10 protein-coding genes are annotated in these 23,237 nt (G+C 63.4%); 2 read left to right on the top strand and 8 right to left on the bottom strand.

Going from position 1 to position 23,237, the window contains the following annotated elements:
• Positions 1-174: 174 nt before the first annotated feature.
• The 8 genes from AC58X1_RS24465 to hmpA all read right to left on the bottom strand — a co-directional run bounded on the left by AC58X1_RS24465 (position 175) and on the right by hmpA (position 8,778).
• A complete protein-coding gene (locus AC58X1_RS24465) occupies positions 175-1,299 on the bottom strand; it encodes a hypothetical protein (RefSeq protein WP_497429603.1) in 1,125 nt (374 codons plus the stop codon).
• A 134-nt stretch (positions 1,300-1,433) separates the two neighbouring features.
• The gene (cyoE, locus tag AC58X1_RS24460; RefSeq protein ID WP_103436097.1) at positions 1,434-2,321 is read right to left on the bottom strand and encodes a heme o synthase; all 888 of its coding nucleotides are present in this window, start codon (positions 2,319-2,321) and stop codon (positions 1,434-1,436) included.
• Between the two features lie 11 nt (positions 2,322-2,332).
• A complete protein-coding gene (cyoD, locus tag AC58X1_RS24455) occupies positions 2,333-2,665 on the bottom strand; it encodes a cytochrome o ubiquinol oxidase subunit IV (RefSeq protein WP_150570092.1) in 333 nt (110 codons plus the stop codon).
• Entirely contained in the window at positions 2,665-3,288 is a 624-nt protein-coding gene (locus AC58X1_RS24450) for a cytochrome o ubiquinol oxidase subunit III (protein WP_101316642.1), read from the bottom strand. Before AC58X1_RS24450 ends, cyoD begins: the two co-directional genes overlap by 1 nt.
• Before the next feature lie 3 nt (positions 3,289-3,291).
• Positions 3,292-5,310 carry a cytochrome o ubiquinol oxidase subunit I gene (gene cyoB / locus AC58X1_RS24445; RefSeq protein ID WP_497429602.1) on the bottom strand — a complete coding sequence of 673 codons (2,019 nt, stop codon included), beginning with the start codon at positions 5,308-5,310 and terminating at the stop codon, positions 3,292-3,294.
• A 3-nt stretch (positions 5,311-5,313) separates the two neighbouring features.
• A complete protein-coding gene (gene cyoA, locus AC58X1_RS24440) occupies positions 5,314-6,258 on the bottom strand; it encodes a ubiquinol oxidase subunit II (RefSeq protein ID WP_101316638.1) in 945 nt (314 codons plus the stop codon).
• 559 nt (positions 6,259-6,817) lie between these two features.
• On the bottom strand, positions 6,818-7,324 hold the full coding sequence (locus tag AC58X1_RS24435) for a disulfide bond formation protein B (RefSeq protein WP_101316636.1): 507 nt from the start codon (positions 7,322-7,324) through the stop codon (positions 6,818-6,820).
• A 281-nt stretch (positions 7,325-7,605) separates the two neighbouring features.
• Positions 7,606-8,778 (bottom strand): NO-inducible flavohemoprotein, encoded by a 1,173-nt coding sequence (gene hmpA, locus AC58X1_RS24430; RefSeq protein WP_497429601.1) that lies wholly within the window; start codon positions 8,776-8,778, stop codon positions 7,606-7,608.
• A 150-nt stretch (positions 8,779-8,928) separates the two neighbouring features.
• Between hmpA and norR the strand changes: the two genes are divergently transcribed.
• Positions 8,929-10,479 carry a nitric oxide reductase transcriptional regulator NorR gene (norR, locus tag AC58X1_RS24425; protein WP_497429600.1) on the top strand — a complete coding sequence of 517 codons (1,551 nt, stop codon included), beginning with the start codon at positions 8,929-8,931 and terminating at the stop codon, positions 10,477-10,479.
• A 168-nt stretch (positions 10,480-10,647) separates the two neighbouring features.
• On the top strand, positions 10,648-23,181 hold the full coding sequence (locus AC58X1_RS24420) for a BapA/Bap/LapF family large adhesin (protein ID WP_497429599.1): 12,534 nt from the start codon (positions 10,648-10,650) through the stop codon (positions 23,179-23,181).
• The last annotated feature ends 56 nt before the right edge of the window (positions 23,182-23,237 follow it).

Genomic DNA, 23,237 nt, shown 5'->3' with positions numbered 1-23,237 from the left:
AAGCGCCCGGAACCGTCCGAGCGACGTTAGCCGCTGTAGCGGCCAGATCAGACAATAATGCCGAAATGATTTATCTGCAAAGGATAATTTTCTGTTTTTTTATATATTTTCAGGCGTATTAAACAATTCCTCAGAAGCGGCTGCTCAGTGGCGCGCGCTGAACAGCCAGCTCGATCAGCGTAGTACCTTGTAGCTGTCTACGGTTACCCGCTCCAATGCCAAGCCTTCACTGGGCTTGAATGCACTGCCGGTAACCTTGCTGAAGGACGTTTCATCGGTGCCGAAGTGAACAAAGCGGTCTGCTGCACTGCCCTCTGTCACCACCGTGTAGGACTTCTTGCGCATCGCTGTGTAGCGCTCGTTCTCTGCGATCATTTCCTTGTGATACTGCATCAACTGGATGTCGTTGAGCTGCAGCCGGTTGTTGAGCTTCACGCCCCAACGGGTCAGGCAGACTTCGGCAAAATGGCGCACCAGCAAGCCCGGCTCATCGAGGTGCTTGCCACCGCCGGCACCATCGACCGAAGCGTTACCGACCAACGTGGCATGCCGACCGTGCATAGGGAAGACATGGATGCGAGTAGTCGCGGCCACACTCGGTATAACGCAGGCAAAGCCTTTTGAACGCTCGTCACGCGAGTAGAAGCCGACGTACTCCTTCACATTGCTGGCCAGCTGTACGCGGCGCTTGTCGATATTGCCTACCCCGGGTACGGGGTCGATGGCAAAGATGTTGACCGGAATGTGCTCGAGTTCCGGGTCGCTGGCCAAGGCATTGGCGAGCATATGGCAGCTGATGCCGCCGCGACTCCAGCCGACCAGATTGATCTGGGTCGGAATCAGCGGTTTGCGGAAGCGAGTAATGATCTCCTGATAGAGCTCTTGCTTGGCAAAGCTGTCGCCATAGTCATACATACGCCAGAACCACGAAGAGCCAGCCTCGGCATCCGGGACCTCAACCCCGCGTTTCTTCAGGTCTTCGTACTCTTCTTTGCTGAGCTTGGTGCGCTGCCAGTTGGTTTTGCCCTTGATCACCTGTACCACGTGGGCGACGTTTTCTTCCCAGCCGCGGCCAAACAGCTGACCGGTCCAGTTGAAATAACTGCCCGGCTTGACGAACAGGTCATCGTCCTGCAGGTTGCCGCTGCCTGGGCCATCGACAGCAATTTGCTCAGCCCAGAGCCGGCCTTGGTCGTTGTGGGCCAACGTCGAGACCAGTTCGCCGTTCCAGAAATCAGGGTTGGCGGTGTCATAGCGGGTGGAACCGGTGCCACAGAAATAGGCCGTAAATACACTCATCTGGATGTCTCCTGGGGACTAGGGAGGCACACCATATGGCGTGTGAGGCGGTGCCGAGCAGGCGGAAGAACTGCCATGAACAAGGCAAAAAAAAGCCCCGACACACGGCCAGGGCTTCTTCACAACAGATGTCTTCAGCGGGCGTAAGTCATCAACACGTCAGCAGCAGTCTGGCTGTCTACCGACATCATCACGCTCAAGGCGGTCACGGTGAGGATAGAGAAGCCGAATACCTTGCGCGCCCACTTGCTGTCATCTTCAGCCTTGTAGCCGCCCCAGGCCATGTACAACCAGTACAGGCCCATACCGGCGGCAACCGCCATGTAGCCGAGCCCGGCGTAACCGCCGAGGGTCAGCATCAGGGTAGCGAGGACGAATGCCAGCACGTACAGCACGATCTGCTTTTTCGCCGCGAGGATACCGCGCGCCACCGGCAGAACCGGAATATTGGCAGCGCTGTAATCCTTGAAGCGGAAGATCGCGATGGCAAAGCTGTGCGGCATCTGCCACAGGCTGAACATCACCAGCAGGGTCACTGCAGCCAGGTCGAAGCTGTTGCTCACGGCGCAGTAGCCGATCACCGGAGGCATGGCACCGGACAGGCTGCCAACCAAGGTGCCGTGCACCGATTTGCGCTTCAGCCAGAGGCTGTAGAAACCGACGTAGACGACGAACCCGATCAGGGCGCAGTACGCCGCCAACGGGTTGGCCTGCACGTACAGCAAGCTGAAACCACCCAGCCCAAGCAGGGTGGCGTAAATCAGCGCTAGCGGCAGCGACATGCCGCCCTGGACCATCACGCGGTTCTTGGTGCGCTCCATCTTGATGTCGATGTCACGGTCGATGCAGTTGTTGAACACGCAACCGGACGCCACCACCATCGAGGTACCGAGAACCACCGCCAGGAACAGGGCGAAATCCACATGCCCGCTGGAGGCAAGGAAGAAACCGCCTGCCACGGAAAGCACGTTACCGAAAATGATCCCCGGTTTGGTGATTTGGATAAAGTGCTTCAGTGACATGCAGTCTTACCTCACTTGGCCATCATTTCGAAGTGGATGCTGAACATGATCCACAGCGACAGGCCGACCAGCAGCGCGATTACCAGAATGGTGAACAGGAACGTCGACACATTGGAACGCTGCTCTTTCGAGCGGTCCATGTGCAGGAAGTACACCAGGTGTACCACTACCTGAATGACGGCCATGGCCACCACGATCAGGACGGTCAGGTTCTTCGGAAAGGTCGGGAACATGACCAGGCCGAACGGGATCGCAGTCAGGATGATCGACAGTACGAAACCGACCATGTACGACTTGACGCTGCCGTGGCTACCTTCGTGATGAGTGTCGTGTGCGTTAGCCATTACAGAACCCCCAACAGGTAAACGACGGTGAATACGCAGATCCAGACCACGTCGAGGAAGTGCCAGAACAGACTCAGGCAGCTCATGCGGGTCTTGGCAGTCGGCGTGATGCCGTGCTTGTTGATCTGATACATCATGATCGCCATCCAGATCAGACCGGCAGTCACGTGCAGACCGTGGGTACCGACCAGCGCGAAGAACGCCGACAGGAAGCCACTGCGCTGCGGGCCGTAACCCTCAGAGATCAGGTGATGGAACTCATAGATTTCCATCGCGATGAAGCCAGCACCGAACAGGAAGGTCACAGCCAACCAGCCCAGTACACCTGCCTTGTTGCCGTCGAACATCTTCAGCATGGCGAAGCCGAAGGTGATCGAGGACAGCAGCAGGAACGCGGTTTCAACCAGCACGAAGTCGAGCTGGAAGATGTCGTGACCCGACGGGCCGCCGGCGAAACCGCCGGACAGCACCGCGTAGGTGGCGAAGAGCGACGCAAACAGGATGCAGTCGGTCATCAGGTACAGCCAGAAACCAAGTACGGTCATCTGGCCCGAGTCGTGGTGGTGATCGTCGTGCCCATGGTCATGACCATGAGCGTCACCGTGGATTACTTGACTGGACATTGATTACACCCGTTCAAACGATTCGACACGTGCGCCGGCAGGCAGAGCACCTGCTTTGGCCAACGCTTGCATGCGCTCGCCTTCGATGCGCGCCACTTCTTCAGCCGGCACCATGTAGCCCTGGTCGTCACGTGCAGCGTGGCGAACGAAGACTGCGATGGTTGCTACCAGGCTTGCGCCAACCAGCCACCAGATATGCCAGATGAAGGCAAAGCCGAAGACGGTCAACAACATGCCCATGAACAGACCGGTAGAGGTGTTGCTTGGCATGTGGATCGCTTCGTACTTGGCCGGAACCTTGTACGCAACTTCGGCTTCCTTGGCTTCGTGCCAGGCGTCCAGACCAACTCTCTCAGGCATGTGAGCGAAGTTGTAGAACGGCGGCGGCGAAGAAGTCGACCACTCCAGCGTACGGCCACCCCATGGATCGCCAGTGACGTCCAGGTTCTGGTTGCGATCGCGGATCGACACGAACAGCTGGATCAGCTGGCAAGCGATACCGAACAGGATCAGCACGGCGCCGACTACCGCTACCCACAGGTAGGGTTCCCACAGTGGGTTTTCGGTGTGGTTCAGACGACGGGTCATGCCCATGAAGCCCAGGGCGTACAGCGGCATGAACGCAACGTAGAAGCCCGAGATCCAGAACCAGAAGGCAGCTTTGCCCCACTTCTCGTTCAGGGTGAAACCAAAGGCTTTCGGGAACCAGAAGGCGAAGCCGGCAATGTAGCCGAATACCGCACCACCGATGATCACGTTGTGGAAGTGAGCGATAACGAACAGGCTGTTGTGCAGCACGAAGTCAGCACCTGGAACGGCCAGCAGAACGCCAGTCATGCCACCGATCGAGAAGGTGACCATGAAGCCCAGGGTCCACAGCATCGGCGCGGTGAAGCGCACGCGGCCTTGATACATGGTGAACAGCCAGTTGAACAACTTCACACCGGTCGGGATGGAGATCAACATCGTCGCCAGGCCGAAGAAGGTGTTGACGCTCGCGCCGGCCCCCATGGTGAAGAAGTGGTGCAGCCAAACTGCAAAGCCGAGAATGGCGATCGCGCCCGATGCATAGATCATCGAGTGGTGGCCGAACAGGCGTTTGCCAGAGAACGTCGAGGTAACTTCCGAGAACACGCCGAAGGCCGGCAGAATCAGAATGTAAACCTCAGGGTGACCCCACGCCCAGAACAGGTTGACGTACATCATCGGGTTCCCACCAAGCTCGTTGGTGAAGATATGGAAGTCCAGATAACGGTCAACAGTCAGCAGAGCGAGCGCAGCGGTCAGGATCGGGAACGAAGCCACGATCAGCACGTTGGCCCAGGTGCAGGTCCAGGTGAAGATCGGCATGTCCATCAGCTTCATGCCAGGCGCGCGCATTTTCATCACGGTGACGAGGAAGTTGACGCCGGTCAGCGTTGTCCCCAGACCCGATAGCTGCAGTGCCCAGATGTAGTAGTCGACACCCACGCCCGGACTGTACTGAATACCCGCAAGCGGCGGATACGCAACCCAGCCAGTCTTGGCGAACTCACCAACACCCAGGGAGATGTTGACCAGCAGCACGCCTGCCAGCAGCAGGTAGAAGCTCAGGGAGTTGAGGAACGGGAAGGCCACGTCACGTGCACCGATCTGCAGCGGAACCGCAAGGTTCATCAGACCAGTGAAGAACGGCATCGCCATGAAGATGATCATGATCACACCGTGCGCGGTGAAGATCTGGTCATAGTGTTCAGGCGGCAGATAGCCGGTGTCGCCACCCGTGGCCACGGCCAGCTGGGTACGCATCATGATGGCGTCGGCAAAGCCGCGGATCAGCATGATCATGGCGACGATGATGTACATCACGCCGATTTTCTTGTGGTCGACAGTCGTCAGCCACTCGGTCCACAAGTAGGTCCACTTGCGGAAGTAGGTGATCAGACCTACTACAGCGATACCACCCAGCGCGATCATGGCAAGTGTCACCATGACTATCGGCTCGTGATACGGGATCGCCTCCAGACTTAATTTACCGAACATCTCTTACTCCTCTGCCCCGGCAGCTGGTTGCTTACTCGACTCCACACCCTGGGTTGTGGCCAGGTCTTTGCTGCCTTGTTCTTCGTGGTTCGGCCGACCGCGGTTCATGCCTTCGTACTTGTCGACGATGGTCTGGAACTGGTCAGGCGAGGCCACGCTGTACAGCGTGACTGGGTGGTTTTCGCTTGGTTTGGCCAAGGCTTCGTATTCAGCCTTGCTCAGCGTTTTTGGCGACTGCTTGACTTCAGCAACCCACTTCTCGAAGTCGGCCTGGGAAGTGGCAGTAGCCTTGAACTTCATGCCGGTGAAACCAGCACCGCTGTAGTTGGCGCTGATACCGTCAAACACACCGTTCTCGTTGGCGATCAGGTGCAGTTTGGTGGTCATGCCCGCCATCGCGTAGATCTGGCCGCCCAGACCCGGGATGAAGAACGAGTTCATCACAGCATCCGAGGTCACACGGAAGTTCACCGGCGTGTTGGCCGGGAAGACCAGCGTGTTGACGGTGGCAATGCCCTGTTCCGGATAGATGAACAGCCATTTCCAGTCCAGCGCGACCACATCGACCTGCACCGGCTTCACGTCGGAATCCAGCGGACGATACGGATCCAGCTTGTGCGTGGACACGTAGGTCACGTAGCCCAAGGCAACGATGATGATGACCGGGATGATCCACACGGCCAGTTCGATCTTGGTCGAGTGCGACCAGTCTGGGGTGTAGGTGGCTGCCTTGTTGGAAGCACGATACTTCCAGGCAAATGCCAAAGTCATGATGATGACCGGCACAACCACCAGCAGCATCAGGCCGGTAGCGATCAGGATAAGGTTCTTTTGCTCAATGCCGACCTGACCCTTCGGGTCGAGCAGGGTCCAGTTGCACCCACTGAGTAAAAGCATGCCTAAAAAGGGCAATATGCCAAACAGTCTGGGGTAACGCTTTTTACTCATCTCACGACCTCTAGATCAGCTTGCTTCAATGCAATTTGTGTTTTGGTCACCAACACTTCGTCCTGCCAAGCGTCAGCAATTTTGGCTCGAATTCGCTCCTGCCTGGGGTCCTCAACGTGGACCTGGGCGGTTAGCGGGCTTAACGGTATTTATGGTGTAGGCAAACGGCCCGTACAGCTGTACCAAGTCCATTTGGTGCGGGTTAACGCGGAGGGGTGTCCGCCCGGTATCGCCGTTGGGCGAAACTTGACGAAGTCAGCAAAAAGGAGGCCGTGGCTTCCTTCAAATCCTGCGACTCGCAAGCAGTGCCGAACGGAAATTGGGGGCGATTGTAGATAGGTCGCCCACCCTTGACTATGACTTATTGAGCAACAGTCTTTTGCAGATTCGGTAACAATGGAGTAGGGAAAATCAGGTTCGCGACAGTTTGTCGCACCCCATCCTACAGGCCTGAAACACTTATCCTGCAAGGCTTTGTCATTGATCTGGATCAAGCGAATGGCGAGAAAAGGGGCTTCTCTCGCCGTGCAACAGACTTGCGCTCAAACGGTACTTTGGTCTAAGCCCGTTTGCGGTTGCGATAGATGCCTACCGGCACCAGAATCGCGGTCAGCACGAACGCCAGCAGCGCCCATTGTGCCAGCGACAGACCCAGCAGCGGAGGGTATGGCGTGCTGCAGAAACCCTCGACCTGGAACGCCAGTGGCCAGACCTTGGCCAGTGGCAAGTCATCGACGATCGGTTGCAGGGTATCGATACCGCAACTGACCGCAGGGTTGGCGAGTATATACACATGGCGCCCAGCCGCAACGATTCCGCCAATGGCACTGAGTACCACCAGCCCTTCGAACAGGGTCAGGCCCCGGCGGTTGGGCATTGCCGCGCCGATGAAGGCAAACAGCGCGATCAGCAGCAATGCATAGCGTTGCAGGATGCACAGCGGGCATGGCGCCTCGCCGAGGACAATCTGCATATACAGCGCGCCGCCAATCAGCGCCAGGCAGATCAGGCCCAGCAGGGCCAGAAAGCGCCGTTCACGGTTCAGGCGCGAGAGTTGTTCGTTCATTGCCGATTCCTTCGAGGGAGAGTGACAGCACGCAGGCCAGCCGCTGGGCAGTTTACACGCTGGCCATGAGCGTGGATGCGTCGAGACAACGGCAAGCGCCACTCTCCGGAGACACTAGGACCGAGCCAAACCTCTTCAGTTCAACGACGGCCCTGTATATAGGCGGGCGAATGCCGGGCAGGCGCAGGCGCCTCGACACACGCAAGTGAAGGATAGCGGGATTAAAGCGAGATTAAGCTGCAGCCGGCCCGTGATCGCGCGAGCCGGCTGTAACAACGGGTTTACTCCAGCGCAGCCGCCGGCCCGAAGAACTCGTAACGGCTCTGCGCCTCGGGCACGCCCAGCCCTTTGAGCTGGCGTTTGACAGCCGCCATGAATGCCTTCGGCCCCAGGAAGTAAGCATCGACATCCCGCTCCTGCGGCAGCCAAGCGGCCAATTGCTGCTCGCTCAACAAGCCCACTGCGTCTGCGCCCTGCCCCGCTTCGGCGTAGCAGTAAAAGCGTTTGAGCTGCGGATGACGCTCAGCCAGCGCGTCTACCCAGTCGCGGAAGGCATGCACTGCGCCATTACGTGCGCAATGAATGAAATGCACCGGACGCTGCGTCGTCAGGGCGGCTTCGAGCATGGCCAGGGTCGGCGTGATGCCGACCCCACCGCTGATCAGCACCAACGGCTTGTCGCTAGCCGCCAGGGTGAAGTCGCCTGACGGTGGGAACAGATTGAGCGTATCGCCCACCATCAGCTGCTCATGCAGATAGTTGGAGACCTTGCCGCCCGCCTCCCGCTTGACGCTGATGCGGTACTGCTGGCCATCGCTCAGTGCCGACAGCGAATAGTTGCGGCGCTGCTCGATGCCATCGATGAACAGCTGCAGGCCGATGTACTGACCAGGCTCGGCCTTGAGCACCGGCTGGCCGTCCTGCGCGGCAAAATAGAACGAGACGATCTCGCTGCTTTCCTGCTCGCGGCGTACCAAGCGAAACTCACGCGCGCCACGCCAGCCGCCAGTGGCGTGCTCCTTCTGCTGATACAGGCTTTCTTCAGCGCCGATGAGGATGTCGGCCAGCTGGCCGTAGGCACCGGCCCAGGCCTCGATCACCGCAGGTGTGGCGATGTCCTTGCCCAATACTTCCTCGATGGCGCGCAGCAAGCAGCGACCGACGATCGGGTAGTGCTCAGGCAAGATCTGCAAGGCGACATGCTTGTTGATGATCTGCCCGACCAAACCGCCCAGTTGCTCGAGCTGGTCGATATGGCGGGCATACATCAGTACGCCATTGGCCAGCGCCCGCGGTTGATCGCCGCTGGCCTGGTGAGCCTGGTTGAACAGCGGACGTACCTCTGGGTATTCACTGAGCATCATTTTATAGAAATGGGTGGTCAGCGCTTCCCCGCCGCTTTCAAGCAACGGTACGGTGGCTTTGACGATTGCACGTTGGTCGGCATTGAGCATTGCAGCAACTCCTGAGGGGCTTCAAATAGATGCAGATGCTGTTACAGCTATCATGCCAACTATCCGCCCCAGCAAAACCGGGACATTCAAGCAAGCAGTGTCAAAATGACCAATCCCGGACTATAGTCATAAAGACCAAAAGGAGTCTTTATGACCACAAAGCCACTGCTCACTGCCCTTCTTCCGCTGGTCAGCGACCTGTCCCGCGATCTGCCCGACCAGGAACGCTACCGGCGCTTGCTGCAAGCCATGCGCAGCCTGCTGCCTTGCGACGCGGCTGCGTTGCTCCGGTTGGATGGCGAATGGCTGGTGCCGCTGGCGGTCGACGGGCTTGCCCCGGATACCCTTGGCCGGCGCTTTCGGGTCAGCGAGCATCCGCGCTTCAAGATTCTGCTCAGCCACAGCGAACCGACCCGCTTCGCCAGTGACAGCGACCTGCCCGACCCGTACGACGGTCTGGTCAATGCCCCTGACGCCAACCTGGAGGTCCATGACTGCATGGGTTGCCCGTTGCTGGTCGACGAGCAGCCGTGGGGTCTGCTGACCCTCGATGCACTGACCCCGGGGCAGTTTCAGAGCCTGGAACTGGAAGCTTTGCAGGCCTTCGCCAGCCTCGCCGCCGCCACGGTCACCGTCGCCGAGCGGATTCAGCACCTGGCCCTGCGCGTCGAGGACGAGCACCAGCGAGCCGAGGTCTATCGCCAGGCCAGTGGCCAGGACAAGGAGCTGATCGGCCAGAGCAAGGCCCACACCCATCTGCTCGAAGAAATCCGCCTGGTCGGCAGCAGCGACCTGACCGTGTTGATCACCGGCGAAACCGGCGTTGGCAAGGAGCTGGTCGCCCAGGCCTTGCACCAGGCCAGCAGCCGCGCCAACAAGCCGCTGATCAGCCTCAACTGCGCAGCGCTGCCGGACACCCTGGTCGAGAGCGAGCTGTTCGGCCATGTCCGCGGCGCCTTCACCGGCGCCCATGGCGAGCGTCGCGGCAAGTTCGAACTGGCCAACGGCGGTACCTTGTTCCTGGATGAGGTCGGCGAGCTGTCGCTGACGGTCCAGGCCAAGCTGCTGCGAGTGCTGCAAAGCGGCCAATTGCAACGGCTCGGCTCGGACCGCGAGCACCATGTCGACGTGCGCCTGATCGCCGCGACCAACCGCGACCTCGCCGACGAAGTGCGCAACGGCCGTTACCGCGCCGACTTCTATCATCGCTTGAGTGTGTACCCCTTGCAGGTGCCGCCGCTGCGCGAGCGCGGCCGCGACGTGCTGCTGCTGGCCGGTTACTTCCTCGAACAAAACCGCTCGCGCCTGGGCTTGAACAGCCTGCGTCTGAGCAGCGAAGCCCAGGCCGCCTTGCTGGCGTACGACTGGCCAGGGAACGTGCGCGAGCTGGAACACCTCATTGGCCGTTCAGCGCTCAAGGCGCTTGGCCAGCAAGCACAGCGCCCGCGCATTCTCACCCTGCAGGCCGCTGACCTCGACCTGCGCAGCGTAGCGCCCATGCCAGCCGCGGCGCTGCAGCTGCCCGCCGATGCGATTCAGACGACGAACGGCGACCTGCGTACGGCCGTCGATAGTTATCAACGCCAGCTGATCGAGGCCTGCCTGCAAAAGCACCAGAACAACTGGGCGAGCGCGGCTCGCGAGCTCGGTCTGGACCGGGCAAACCTCAGCCGTTTATGTCGTCGGCTAGGCCTCAAATGAGGGCGACTGTACAAAAGGATTAACCCAGAAAGCCTCTGGTTGGCTCCCGCACGGCTGCTATATCTCCCTTACTAACGGTGAACAAGGACCGCTCTGGGCGGCTGCTGCGCACGTCTGCGCCGGCCCTCTGGTCTATGTTCACCGCCGGTCCATCAGCAGGGAGCACCTATGGACAACATCGTCGTTGCCGACAAGCAAACAGCCGCCGTTACCCAGAACGCCTGGGGCAATCTGAGCCTGAAAGGGCCGGGCCTGGTGCAGATGCCAGTGCCGCCCGGCGAAGTGGCCACCGTCACTCGCAGCGGCCAGGACCTGATCGTCACGCTCAAGTCGGGCGAAAAAGTCACCATCGGCAACTTCTTTGTAGTCGACGCGGCGGGCGAGCAGAGCGACATGGTCTTCGTCGGCGAAGACGGCACGCTCTGGCACGCCCAGTACAACGCAGAGGCCTTTACCGGTTTCACCTTCGAGGACATCGCCTCGCTGGATGAGCTGATGGCCGGGGTCGGCGTTGCCGGCAGCGGGACCAACACCTTTGCCATCGCGGCCCTGGGCTTGCTGGGCGCCGGTGGTGCTGCGGCGGCAATCGGCGGTGGTGGTGGCGGCGGTGGCGGTGGCAGCAGCGGTGGCAGTTCACCCAACCCTGGCGACACCACCGCACCCGCCAGCCCGATCGATCTATTGGTCTCGCCTGATGGCCTGCGCCTGAGCGGCCGGGGCGAAGCCGGCACCACGGTCAACATCCGTGACGCGGCGGGCAACCTGATCGGCACCGGCACAGTCGGTGCCGACGGCCGTTTCGATGTCACCCTGAGCCCGCCACAAACCAACGGCCAGGCGCTCGAGGTGACCCTTACCGATGCTGCCGGCAACACCTCAGCGCCTGGCAACACGACGGCCCCGGACATCGATACGCCGCCGGTCGACACCACTGCGCCGAATGCGCCAACCGATCTGGTCATCGCCGGTACCGGCAAACAACTCAGCGGTCGCGGCGAAGTGGGCACCACCGTGCAGGTGCGCGATGCTGACGGCAACCTGCTGGGCAGCGGCACCGTCGGCGCCGACGGCACCTTCCAGATCACCCTCGACCCTGCCGTGCTCGACGGCAGCACGTTGCAGGTCACCCTCACCGATGCGGCCGGCAATGTCTCCGCCGCCGGCAGCGTGGTGTCGCGCGACCTGCTTGCACCTGCGCAGCCCACCGACCTGCAGTTGAGCAACGGTGTCACCCTGACCGGTAAAGGCGAGCCAGGCACCACGGTGCAGGTCCGCGACGCCTCAGGCGCCCTGATCGGCAGCGGCGTTGTAGCTGCCGACGGCAGTTTCAGCCTGACGTTGAATCCGCCCCAGGCCAACGGTGAAGCGCTGGACGTGCGCCTGGTCGACGCCGCCCAGAACACCTCGGCGCCACTCCAGTTCAATGCCCCCGACACCACCGCCCCAGCCGCTGTCAGCGGCCTGGTTGTCGGTCCGGATCGGCAAGTATTGGGCGGCCGCGGTGAGCCCGGTGCCACGGTCGAAGTGCGCGACAGCAATGGCCTGCTGCTCGGCAGCGGCACGGTAGCTGCCAACGGTACCTTCCTGATCGAGCTCAACGGCGCCGTGCAGCCAGGCGAGCGCCTGAACGTGGTGCAGACCGACGCGAGCGGCAATGCGTCAGCGCCGCTGCAGTTCGATGTGCCCCTTACAACTACCCCAGTCAGCCCGAGTGACCTGAGCATCGCCGCCAATGGCAGCTCGCTCAGCGGCACCGCCCCGCCTGGCAGCCGCATTCAGGTGCGTGACGCCAATGGCAATGTAATCGGCAGCGTGGTCGTCGGCGCCGAAGGCACCTTTATCGTGGTGCTCAATCCTGCTCAGGCCAACGGTCAGTTACTCGACGTAGTTGCTCTTGATGGCAACGGCGGCGTGTCCCTGCCAGTGCAGATCAGCGCACCGGATATCACCGCGCCCGCTGCCCCCAGCCAGCTGGTGGTCAGCGCTGACGGTAGCCAGCTCAGCGGTCGCGCCGAGCCTGGCAGCACGGTGCGAGTGGTGGGCGCCAATGGCGTTGAACTCGGCACAGCTGTGGTCGGCCCAACCGGCGTGTTCACCATCGCCCTGAATCCGGCCCAGGTCGACGGCGAAGCACTGCAGGTTACCGCCACCGATGCCAAGGGCAATCTCTCCGCGCCCGGCAGTGTCAGCGCACCCGACCTGGACAGCCCCGACACCACTGCACCGAACCCGGCCAGCGGACTCGCTATCAGCGGAGACGGGCGTACGGTATCGGGTCGCGGCGAGCCTGGCAGCACCGTCAAGGTGCTCGACGCTCAAGGCAATCTGCTCGCGATCGGCACCGTCCTGGCCGACGGCAGCTTCAACCTGCAACTGCCTGCTGCAGTTACCAATGGCTCAAGCCTGCAAGTTACCCTGACCGACGCCGCTGGCAATGCCTCGGCCCCAGCTACGCTGCTCAGCCCTGACCTGCAGGCCCCCGTCCAGCCTACAAACATCAGCCTCAGCGCTGGCGAGACCCTCAGCGGCAGCGCCGAACCAGGCGCCCGGGTGGAGGTGCGCGACGCCAATGGCGACTTGCTCGGCAGCGCCATCGTAGCTGCCAACGGCACCTTCACCCTGACCCTCAACCCACCTCAGGCCAATGGTGAAGTGCTCGATATCCGCGTCATCGACCTGGCCGGCAACGCATCGACGCCGCTGGCCTACGACGCCCCGGACATCACTGCGCCAACGATCATCAGCGGCGTGACCGTGGGCAATGGCGGTCTGACCATTGCCGGTCGTGGTGAAGCAGGTGCCATCGTCGAGGTGCGGGATGCCAATGGCGCCCTGCTCGGCACTGGCACAGTCGGCGCCAACGGCACCTTCCTGTTCGATCTGGATACCCCCGCCGCTGCGGGCCAGGCGATCAGCCTGGTGCAGAAGGATGCCGCCGGCAACACCTCGCCGGAACTCGACTTGACCGTACCCACTACACCCATCCCGGCGACCCCGAGCAATCTCAGCCTGGCCGCGGACGGCAGCTCGATCAGCGGCAGTGCTACCCCGGGTACGCGGATCGACGTTCGTGATGCCCAAGGCAATGTCCTGGCCAGCACGGTGGTCGGCGCCGGCGGTACCTTCACCCTGCCGCTGAACCCGGCGCAAGCCAACGGCGAATTGCTCGACGTGGTTGCGGTGGATGGCGCCAGCAGTTCGCTGCCAGCGCAGATCACTGCCCCGGATATCACCCCCCCAGGCGAAGCCAGCGACCTGCAGATCAGCGCCAACGGCGTGACCCTGACCGGGCGCGGCGAAGCCGGCGCCACAGTAGAAGTGCGCAACGCTCAGGGCAATCTGCTGGGCACTGCGCTGGTAGGCGCCAATGGCGTATTCACCGTCACCCTCGTCCCCGCCCAGACCGATGGCCAGGTGCTCGACGTCGAGCTGCGCGATGCGGCGGGCAACGAGTCCAGCGCCAGCGCAACTGCGCCGGACCTCGACGGCCCGTTGCAACCGGCGCAGATGGCACTGGATATCGCCGGCACCCAACTGACCGGTGTCGGTCAGGCCGGCTCGCTGGTCACCGTGCGGGCTGCCGACGGTACCGTGCTGGGCAGTAGCACCGTAGGCGCCGACGGCAACTTCAGCGTGACCCTCAACCAGCCCCAGCGCAACGGCGAGAAACTGACCGTCGAAGCCACCGACAGCCGCGGCAACAGTGCCGGTCCGGTCGACTTCACTGCGCCCGACACTCAGGCACCGGAGCCGATCAGCAATGAGGCGATCAATGGCACCGGTAGCCAGATCACAGGCCTTGGCGAACCCGGCGCTACCGTAACCGTACGCGCCGCTGACGGTACAGTGCTCGGCAGCGCGGTAGTGCAAGCCAACGGCGGCTTCACGATTCCCCTCAGCCCAGCCCAGAACAACGGCCAGGCACTGACCGTCGAGCAGCGCGATCCGGCGGGCAATATCTCCACCACAGTGCCCGTCACCGCCCCTGACGGCCAGGCCCCCGATGCGCCCACCGGCCTGGTATTGGCGGCGGACGGCAGTGCGCTCAGTGGACGCGGTGAACCCGGCAGCGTCGTCACCGTGACCGGCACTGGCGGCGTCATCCTTGGCAGCGCAACCGTGCAGGGCGATGGCAGCTTCCAGGTCGCCCTCAACCCCGTCCAGCTCAACGGCCAGACCCTGACCGCCACGCAAAAGGACCAGGCTGGCAACATCTCCGAGCCGGACACCCTGACCGCGCCAGACCTGCAAGCTCCTGAAGCTGCTCAAGGGGTGCAACTCAATGCGGGCGGCAACCTGATCAGCGGTCAGGCCGAACCCGGCACGACGGTTCAGGTGCGCGACCCGAACGGGGACCTCATCGGCAGTGTGGTGGTGCCTGACAACGGCAGCTTCAGCCTCCCGCTCAACCCCGTGCCGGTCGCGGGCGAGCAGTTGTCGGTAACTGTCACCGACCTGCAAGGGCAGACCTCCCCGAGCGTGCCGATCAACGCCATCGACACTACTGCCCCGATCCTGCCAACCGGCGTGCAGGTCAACGCCGATGGCACCCAGGTCAGTGGCAGGGGCGAAGCGGGCAGCACGGTCGAAGTGCGTGACGCTGCCGGCACTGTGATCGGCAGCACCACCGTGCCGCCAAGCGGCAATTTCAGCGTCATTCTCGACCCAGCACAGAAAGACGGCCAGGGCTTGAGCGTGGTCGCCACCGATGGCCGCAATGAATCCGATGTGGTGCCAGTCACCGCGCCCGACCTGACCCCGCCAGCCCTGCCCAACGGCGTCAGCGTGGCCAATGACGGCACGGTCACCGGCACTGCTCCAGGTGCCACCGAGGTGATCATTCGCGATGCCAACGGCATCGAGTTGATCAGAGGGGATGTCGAGGCAGACGGTAGCTTCAGCGTGCAGCTGCCAGGCAGCCAGAACAACGGTCAACCGCTGCTGCTGGAGGCTGTCGATGCGGCCACCAACACCAGCCCGGTGCTGCCGATCACCGCCCCTGACACCACCATACCCGCAGAAGCGACCGATATCAGCGTCAGCCCTGATGGCACCAGCGTCAGCGGCAACGCCGAGCCCGGCAGCACGGTGATCGTGCGTGACGCTGACGGCAAAGACATAGGCAGCGTGGTGGCAGGCCCGGACGGCAGCTTCGTGGTGCCGATCAACCCGCCGCTGGCCAGCGGCGACAGCGCCACTGTAGTGGTCAAGGACCCGGGCGGCGAAGCCAGCACACCGCTGGCCGGCCCGGATGGCAGCGAAGTCGCAACGCCGACCGACCTCGACCTCAGCGCCGACGGCTTCGTCCTGACCGGCATGGGCACAGTCGGTGCACTGATCACTGTGACCTCCGCCGGCGCCACCCTGGGCACTGCGACGGTGGGCAGCGATGGTATCTTCCGGGTGTTCTTCAGCAACGCTCAACTCAACGCCCAGACCCTGCAGGTCAACGCGCGCTTTGGCGCAGGCAAACCTTCGGTACCGGCTATCGTCACGGCTGAGGACACCACGGCGCCTGATGCGCCAACACAACTGGCGATTGACCGCAGCGGCAGCCTGCTGACGGGTCGCGGCGAGGTCGGCGCGACCGTTTCGGTAGTGGATGCCAATGGCACCCTGCTCGGTTCGGCGACGGTCGGCAGTACCGGCCTGTTCAGCATCAGCCTCACTCCGCCACAAGCCAATGCGCAGTTGTTGACCGTCACCCAGAGCGACGCCAGCAACAACGTTTCGCTGGCAGCGACGACCACTGCGCCAGACCTGCAAGCGCCCTTGGCGGCCAGCGGCGTCAGCCTCAATAGCGCAGCTACCGTGGTCAGCGGCCAGGGCGAAGTCGGGGCCATCGTCACCGTGCGCGACGCCAGTGGCGCGGTGCTGGCTACCGGTACCGTCAACCCGGCTGGCCAGTTCCAGATCACCCTGCCGGCAGCGCAAACCAGCGGCGCCCCCCTGCAGGTCACCCTGAGCGATGCGGCTGGCAATATTTCTGCCCCCGCCAGCCTGGCCACACCGGATCGCACGCCACCTGCGGCGGTCACCCAAACCGTGCTCAGCGCCGACGGCCGCCAGCTTTCCGGTCTGGGCGAAGCCGGTGCCAGTGTCGAGGTGCGCAACAGCGCCGGGGCCTTGCTCGGTACCGCCACAGTAGGTGCCGATGGACGCTTCAGCGTGCTCTTCAGCACCCCGCAGGCCAGCGGCCAGCCGATCGGCGTGACCCAGCAGGACGCCGCGGGCAATACCTCACCCGCGACCTCGGTCAACACGCCTGACCTGACCCCACCGGCACCGCTGACCAACCTGGTGCTCAACAACAATGGCCTGACCTTGACCGGCCTGGGCGAGCCCGGCGCCAGCGTCACGGTGCGCGGCCCGGACGGCACCATCATCGGCAGCGGCAACGTCGCCGCCAACGGCAGCTTTACCCTGACCCTGGATAACGCACAACTAAACGCCCAGCGCCTGAGTGTGACCCAGAGCGACGCCACCAACAACACCTCAGCGCCTGTGGCCGTGACAGCTCCGGACCTGACCCCTCCCGCAGAGCCTGCCAATCTGCTGTTGGCCAGTAACGGCGTGCAACTGAGCGGCACCGCCGAGGCGGGCAGTACGGTCACTGTCCGCGACAGTGCCGGCAATGTTCTCGGTAGCGTGGTCGCGGCCAACAATGGCACCTTCCAGGTCACCCTCAACAGCGTCCAGGCCAACGGTCAAACCCTACAAGTGACCGCCACCGACGCCGCCGGCAACGTGTCCCAACCCGGTAATTTCACCGCACCTGACACGACCCCGCCCGCCGCCGTCGCCAACCTCGCCGTGGCCGCCAATGGCGCCAGCCTGGCCGGCACCGGCGAAGCTGGCGCAACGGTGGCAGTGCGGGCAGCCGATGGCACCTTGCTGGGGACCGGTACAGTGGCTGCGGACGGCCGTTTCACGGTCAACCTGAGCCCGGCGGCAATCGTCGGCAGCAATCTCAGCGTGGTCCAGAGCGACGCCAGCGGCAACGCCTCGCCCGCCGAAACCATCACTGCACCAGGCAGCCTGGCGCCGGATATCCCCGGTAATCTGCTGCTGGCCGCAGATGGCCTCAGCGTGACCGGCAGCGGCACTGCCGGCAGCACGGTCACGGTGTACGGCCCCGGCGGCGTAGTACTTGGCACTGCGGTGGTAGCGGCAGGCGGCACCTTCACGGTGGCGCTCAACAGCGTCCAGGCCAACGGTGAAACCCTGCAGGTCGGCGCAGTCGGCACCGACGGCAGCGCTTCGCTGCCGGCCACCCTGCAGGCGCCGGATACCACTGCGCCGCAGCCGCTCAGCGAACTGCAACTGGCCAGTGATGGGCTGACCTTGACCGGCCGTGGCGAGCCCGGCGCCCGGGTCAGCATCAGCGGCCCTGGAGGCGTCGATCTGGGCGAAGGGGTGGTCGGCGCCGACGGCCGGTTCAGCCTGCAACTGACTGCTCCGCAGCGCAATGGCGAGGCGCTCAACGCCAGCCAGACCGATGCCGCCGGCAACGAATCCAACAGCGTCAGCCTGACCGCACCCGATCTGCTCGCCCCGAACGCACCGGGCAACCTCACCGTCACCGGCGGCGGCACCCTGCTCGACGGCACCGGCGAAGCTGGCAGCAAAGTCACTGTGCTGGCCGCTGACGGCAGCGTCATCGGCAGCGGCATCGTGCGTGATGACGGCAGCTTCCAGGTCTCGCTCAATCCGATCCAGGCCAACGGCCAAAGCCTGCAGGTCGTGCTCACTGACAACGCCGGCAACCAATCGCCGGCGGCCAGCACCACCGCGGCCGATATCACCGCACCGGATGCGCTGACGGCGCTGGCGATTGCCAGCGACGGCGCGACCCTGACTGGTCGCGGCGAGGCCGGGGCCACGGTCAAGGTCAGCGGCCCGGATGGCGCGCCGCTGGGCGAAGCACTGGTCGATGCCAACGGCTTCTTTACCCTCACCCTCAACCCTGCCCTGGGCAATGCCGAACGGCTCAGCCTGACCCAGACCGACCTGGCCGGCAACGTCTCTGCGCCAGCAACTCTCGATACGCCTGACTTCACCCCGCCGGCGCAGCTCACTGCGGTGACTATCAGTACCGACGGCAGCATGATCGCCGGCCGCGGTGAAGCCGGCGCAACCGTCACCGTGACCGATGCCAACGGCACGTTGCTGGGCACCACCAAAGTGCTTGCCGACGGCAGCTTCGAGGTCATGCTCACGCCCGCGCAGATCAACCAGCAAGTGCTCGCGGTGCAACAGGCCGACCCGCCCGGCAACGTCAGCCAGCCGGTCAGCGTCGAGGCACCTGACCTGACCCCACCTGAGGCACCTGCGCAACTGCAACTGAATGCCGATGGCAGCCAACTCAGCGGCGTCGGCGAGCCAGGCAGTACCGCCAGGGTCTACCTTGGCAGCAGCCAGATCGGCACCGTGCAGGTTGGCGCCGATGGCAGGTTCGTGGTGGCATTGAACCCGCCGCAGAACAACGGCCAGCAACTGCAGGTGACCCTTGAGGATGCCAAAGGCAACCTGTCGCCAAGCACCCCGGCGACCGCGCCGGATACCACTCCACCGCCTGCCGTCGACGCCACCATCAACGCCAGCGGCACCCAGCTCAAAGGCTCCGGTGAGGCCGGCGCACGGCTGACCGTGCTCAACGACAAGGGCGACCTGGTCGGTCAGGGCAGCATCGCCGCCGATGGCACCTTCGTCCTCAACCTGTCACCGGCGCAACTTGACGGCCAGGTGCTGAGCATCGTTGCCCAGGATGCTACCGGCAATCCGTCGCCGGCCTTTGCCGTCACGGCACCTGACCTGACCCCGCCAGCGCAACCCACTGGCCTCTCCGTGAACCCTGAGGGCACACTGCTCATCGGCACTGGCGAGCCCGGCAGCTTCATCACCGTACGTGCCCCGGACAACACCGTGGTCGGTTCCATCCAGGTCCCCCCAGGCGGTAACTTCAGCGTGCCCCTCGACCCGCCACAAAACAACGGCCAGATACTCGACGTGGTTGCTACTGACGCCGCCGGCAACGCCGCGCTGGCGGTGACTGTCACGGCTGAAGACACCAGCCCACCGGCACCGGTCAGCAACTTGGTGATCGATGCGACCTACAGCGTACTCAGCGGCCGCGGCGAAGCCGGCGCCAGTGTGATCGTCAGCCAGAACGGCGTGCAGATCGGCGAGGGCACCGTGCTCGCCAACGGCACGTTCCAGATCGAGCTCGATACCCTGGCCCTGCCAGGTATAGAACTCAGCGTGGTGCAGACCGATGCCGCGCAGAACCCTTCGCTGCCGGCCGACTACACCCCGCCGCTGGTACCGCTGACCGCCGCGCCGCTCAATGTCGCGCTGATTGCCAATGGCGAAACGCTGACAGGTACCTCGATCCTCGGCGCCAGCATCACCGTCTACAACGCGGCCGGTCAGGTCATCGGCGAGGCCTTGGTCGTTCAAGCCAACGGTAGTTTCAGCGTTACGCTGAACCCACCGCAACGCAACGGCGAGGTGCTCTCGGTAACCGCCGACGCAGCCGGCGCCGGCGAATCGGCCCCGGTCATTGTCCAGGCCGGTGATACCACTCCACCTGCGATACCGGTAGTCAGCGCACTGTCCAGCAACGGTCTGGTCCTGACCGGCACCGGTGAGGCGGGAGCCACCGTGTTCGTACGGGATACCCAGGGCAATCTGCTCGGCAGTGGCCAGGTCAACGCTGGCGGCGCCTTCAGCATCAATCTCAATGCGCCACAGCTCAACGGTCAGATCCTTGAGGTCAGCCAGCGCGACGCTGCCCTCAATCTGTCCGACAACGTGGGCTTCATCGCCCCTGACGTGCAGGCGCCCAATCCGCCAGGCAACTTGCTGGTCAATGGCTTGGGTACCCAGCTCAGTGGCACGGGCGAAATCGGTGCCACCGTTAGCGTGTTCTCGGCTACAGGCACACCGCTGGGCACCGCCGTGGTCGGCCCCAACGGGCAATTTACCGTCAACCTCACCGCTACCCAGAACGACGGCCAGGTGCTGACCGTGCGCCAGGCCGACGCCGCTGGCAATATCTCCGGCACCACCACCATCGGCGCGCCGGACACTACGCCACCGCCCGCCCCCACCGCCACCATCAATGCTGCTGGCACCTTGGTCAGCGGCGCCGGCATCGCCGGCAACAAGATCACCGTACTCGGCGCCGGCGGCGTAGTGCTGGGCAGCGCCATCGTCGGCGCCAACGGCCTGTTCGTGGTCAGCTTGCTGGCGGCGCAGGTCGACAACCAGGCCTTGACGGTCAACCAGAGCGATGCCGCGGGCAATACCTCCGGGGTGGCCCTGACTGCCCCGGACATCACCCCACCCGCCATCGCCAGCAATCTGGTGATCAATGCCGACGGCAGCGTCATCACCGGGCGCGGCGAGCCTGGCGCGACGGTGACGGTGCGCGGTCCCAGCGGGGTCGTTTCGCAGCCTGCCACGGTCAATCCGGACGGCACCTTCACGGTCACCCTGAGCCCTGCCCAGGATAACGGCCAAGCCCTTTCGATCACCCTTACCGACCCGCGCAACAACGTCTCCGCCGGGGTTGCGCTGATCGCACCGGACGTCGACGCCAACGCGCCAGTCTCGGCCAGCGACAACCTGGCGGTAGCCACGGTAAACCTGGCCCCGGTCGTCACCACCAAGACATTCGCCGACAGCTTCCTGACGGTGGTGTCCGGCTTCTCGAAAACCTTCACCTGGACGGTGGCCGCCGGCACTACTGCCGACCCGACCCTGACCCTCAGCACCAGCAGCGCCCTGGCCTTGCTCGACGGCGCGACCTACACCCTGCAGGTCAAGAATGCTGCTGGCGCCTGGGTCACCCTCGCCACCGGCAGCAGCCAGGGGCTGCTCGACCTGATCCTGCTGCCGCTGGGCCAGGGTCTGCAGGTCAATATCGGCGAACTGCTGGCGGGTGACTACCGGCTAACGGTCAGCAGTACCGGTATCGGTCTGCTGACCACAGTCACCACCAGTCTGGACGTGCAGTCCACCAGCCTGACCCAGTTCACCGGCACCGGCACGCCGACCACCGGCAACGTCCTCAGCGACCCTGGCACCGACGGCAGCGTCGACCAGACCGGCCCGGACAACGGCGCGGTGGTGCAGGTCCTGAAAAACGGCAGCTACGTCTCCGCCGGCGCCGCCACCGAAGTGCAGGGTCTGTACGGCACCTTGCTGATCCGCGCCGATGGCAGCTACAGCTATACCCCCAACGGCAGCCCGTCGAGTGTGGGCAAGGTCGATGTGTTCAGCTATCAGCTGCTGCATGCCAACGGCCTCAAAGACACCGCCAATCTCTACGTGCGCATCGACAGCCCACAAGCCACCGAGATCTGGAACGACAACAACTACAGCGCGCCAGCCACCGTGGTCGACGCGGTCAACGACCTCGACAGCACCGGTATCAGCCTGGTCAACCGTGAAACCAGCGGCAGCGCCAACCTGGCCAACCTGAGCTTGCCGCTGATTGGCAGCCGCTCGGTGACGTCGGCAACCAATACGGTTGCGGTCGACACCACTGCCGATCTGCAGGTAGTGCTCAACTCGAGCAATCTGCTCGGGCTGCTCAACGGCACCAAGATCGAGCTGCTCAAGCTCAATCCGGCAACAGGTCTGTATGTAGTTGAGCAAACCGTTACCGGCGGTTCACTGGTCAGCCTGCTCGGCGGCGGCGCGGCGTACACCTTCCAGGACAAGGGGCCAGGTTCGTATCAAATTCGCGTCAGCGCCGGCGGCATTGGCCTGGCCGCTTCGATTGCCACCACGATCAACACCACCACGACCTACACCAAGGAATTCGTAGTCAGTGGCTACACCCCGGTCAGCGGCAACCTACTCAACGACACCACCGGTACCGGCAGCGATACCCTCGGCTCCAGCCTGACCGTGCTCAGCGTGCTGGTGGCGGCCAACACCTATGCCATCCCCGGCTACAACGGCATCAGTGTCACCGGCACCTACGGCACGCTGCTGGTGCAGGCAGATGGCAGCTACAGCTATACCCTCAAGCCCGGCCTGAGCGCTGCCGTGATTGGCCAGCAGGACACCTTCACCTACGAACTGACCCACCCCAACGGCACCACCGACACCGCCACCCTGACCATCGGTTTAAACAATGCCGGGGCCTTTGCCGCTACCTCGGCACTGCTGGCCGGCAGCGACGATGACGCCGGCGCGCTGTTCAGTGTGGCCGCCGCCACTGCGGTCGAAGGGCTGCACGGCGGCGATGGCAACGACCACCTCGACGGCAGTCAGGGTGGGGCAATCAGCCTGACCGGCGGCGCCGGTGACGACACCCTGGTGATCGTCGATCAGCAGTTCACCAACGTCGACGGCGGCAGCGGTACCGACACCCTGTTGTGGGCCGGCGGCGATGCCAGTATCGACCTCGGCAGCCTGGTTGGGCGCCTGCACGACATCGAGGTGATCGACCTCAACGACAGCAGTTCGGTGACCTTGAGCCTGAGCCTGGCCGACGTGGTGGCGGTGACCGAAAGCGCCAACGACACTCTGCTGATCAAGGGTGACAGCAACGATACCGTGCAGCTCAGCGACAACTGGACCCTGACCGGCCAGCAGAATGCCGACGGTATCGACTATACCCAGTACACCGCTCAGGAGGATCCAAGCCACCACTTGTGGGTACAGAACGGCATCCACGTTGTTTGAAGCTGATGAATCCCGCCGGGCAACCGGCGGCAAGGACGACCAGCAGTAAGGGAAAC

The sequence above is a fragment of the Pseudomonas sp. PGPR N4 genome, assembly GCF_059693665.1.
This window is presented reverse-complemented; position numbering and strand designations above follow the sequence as displayed.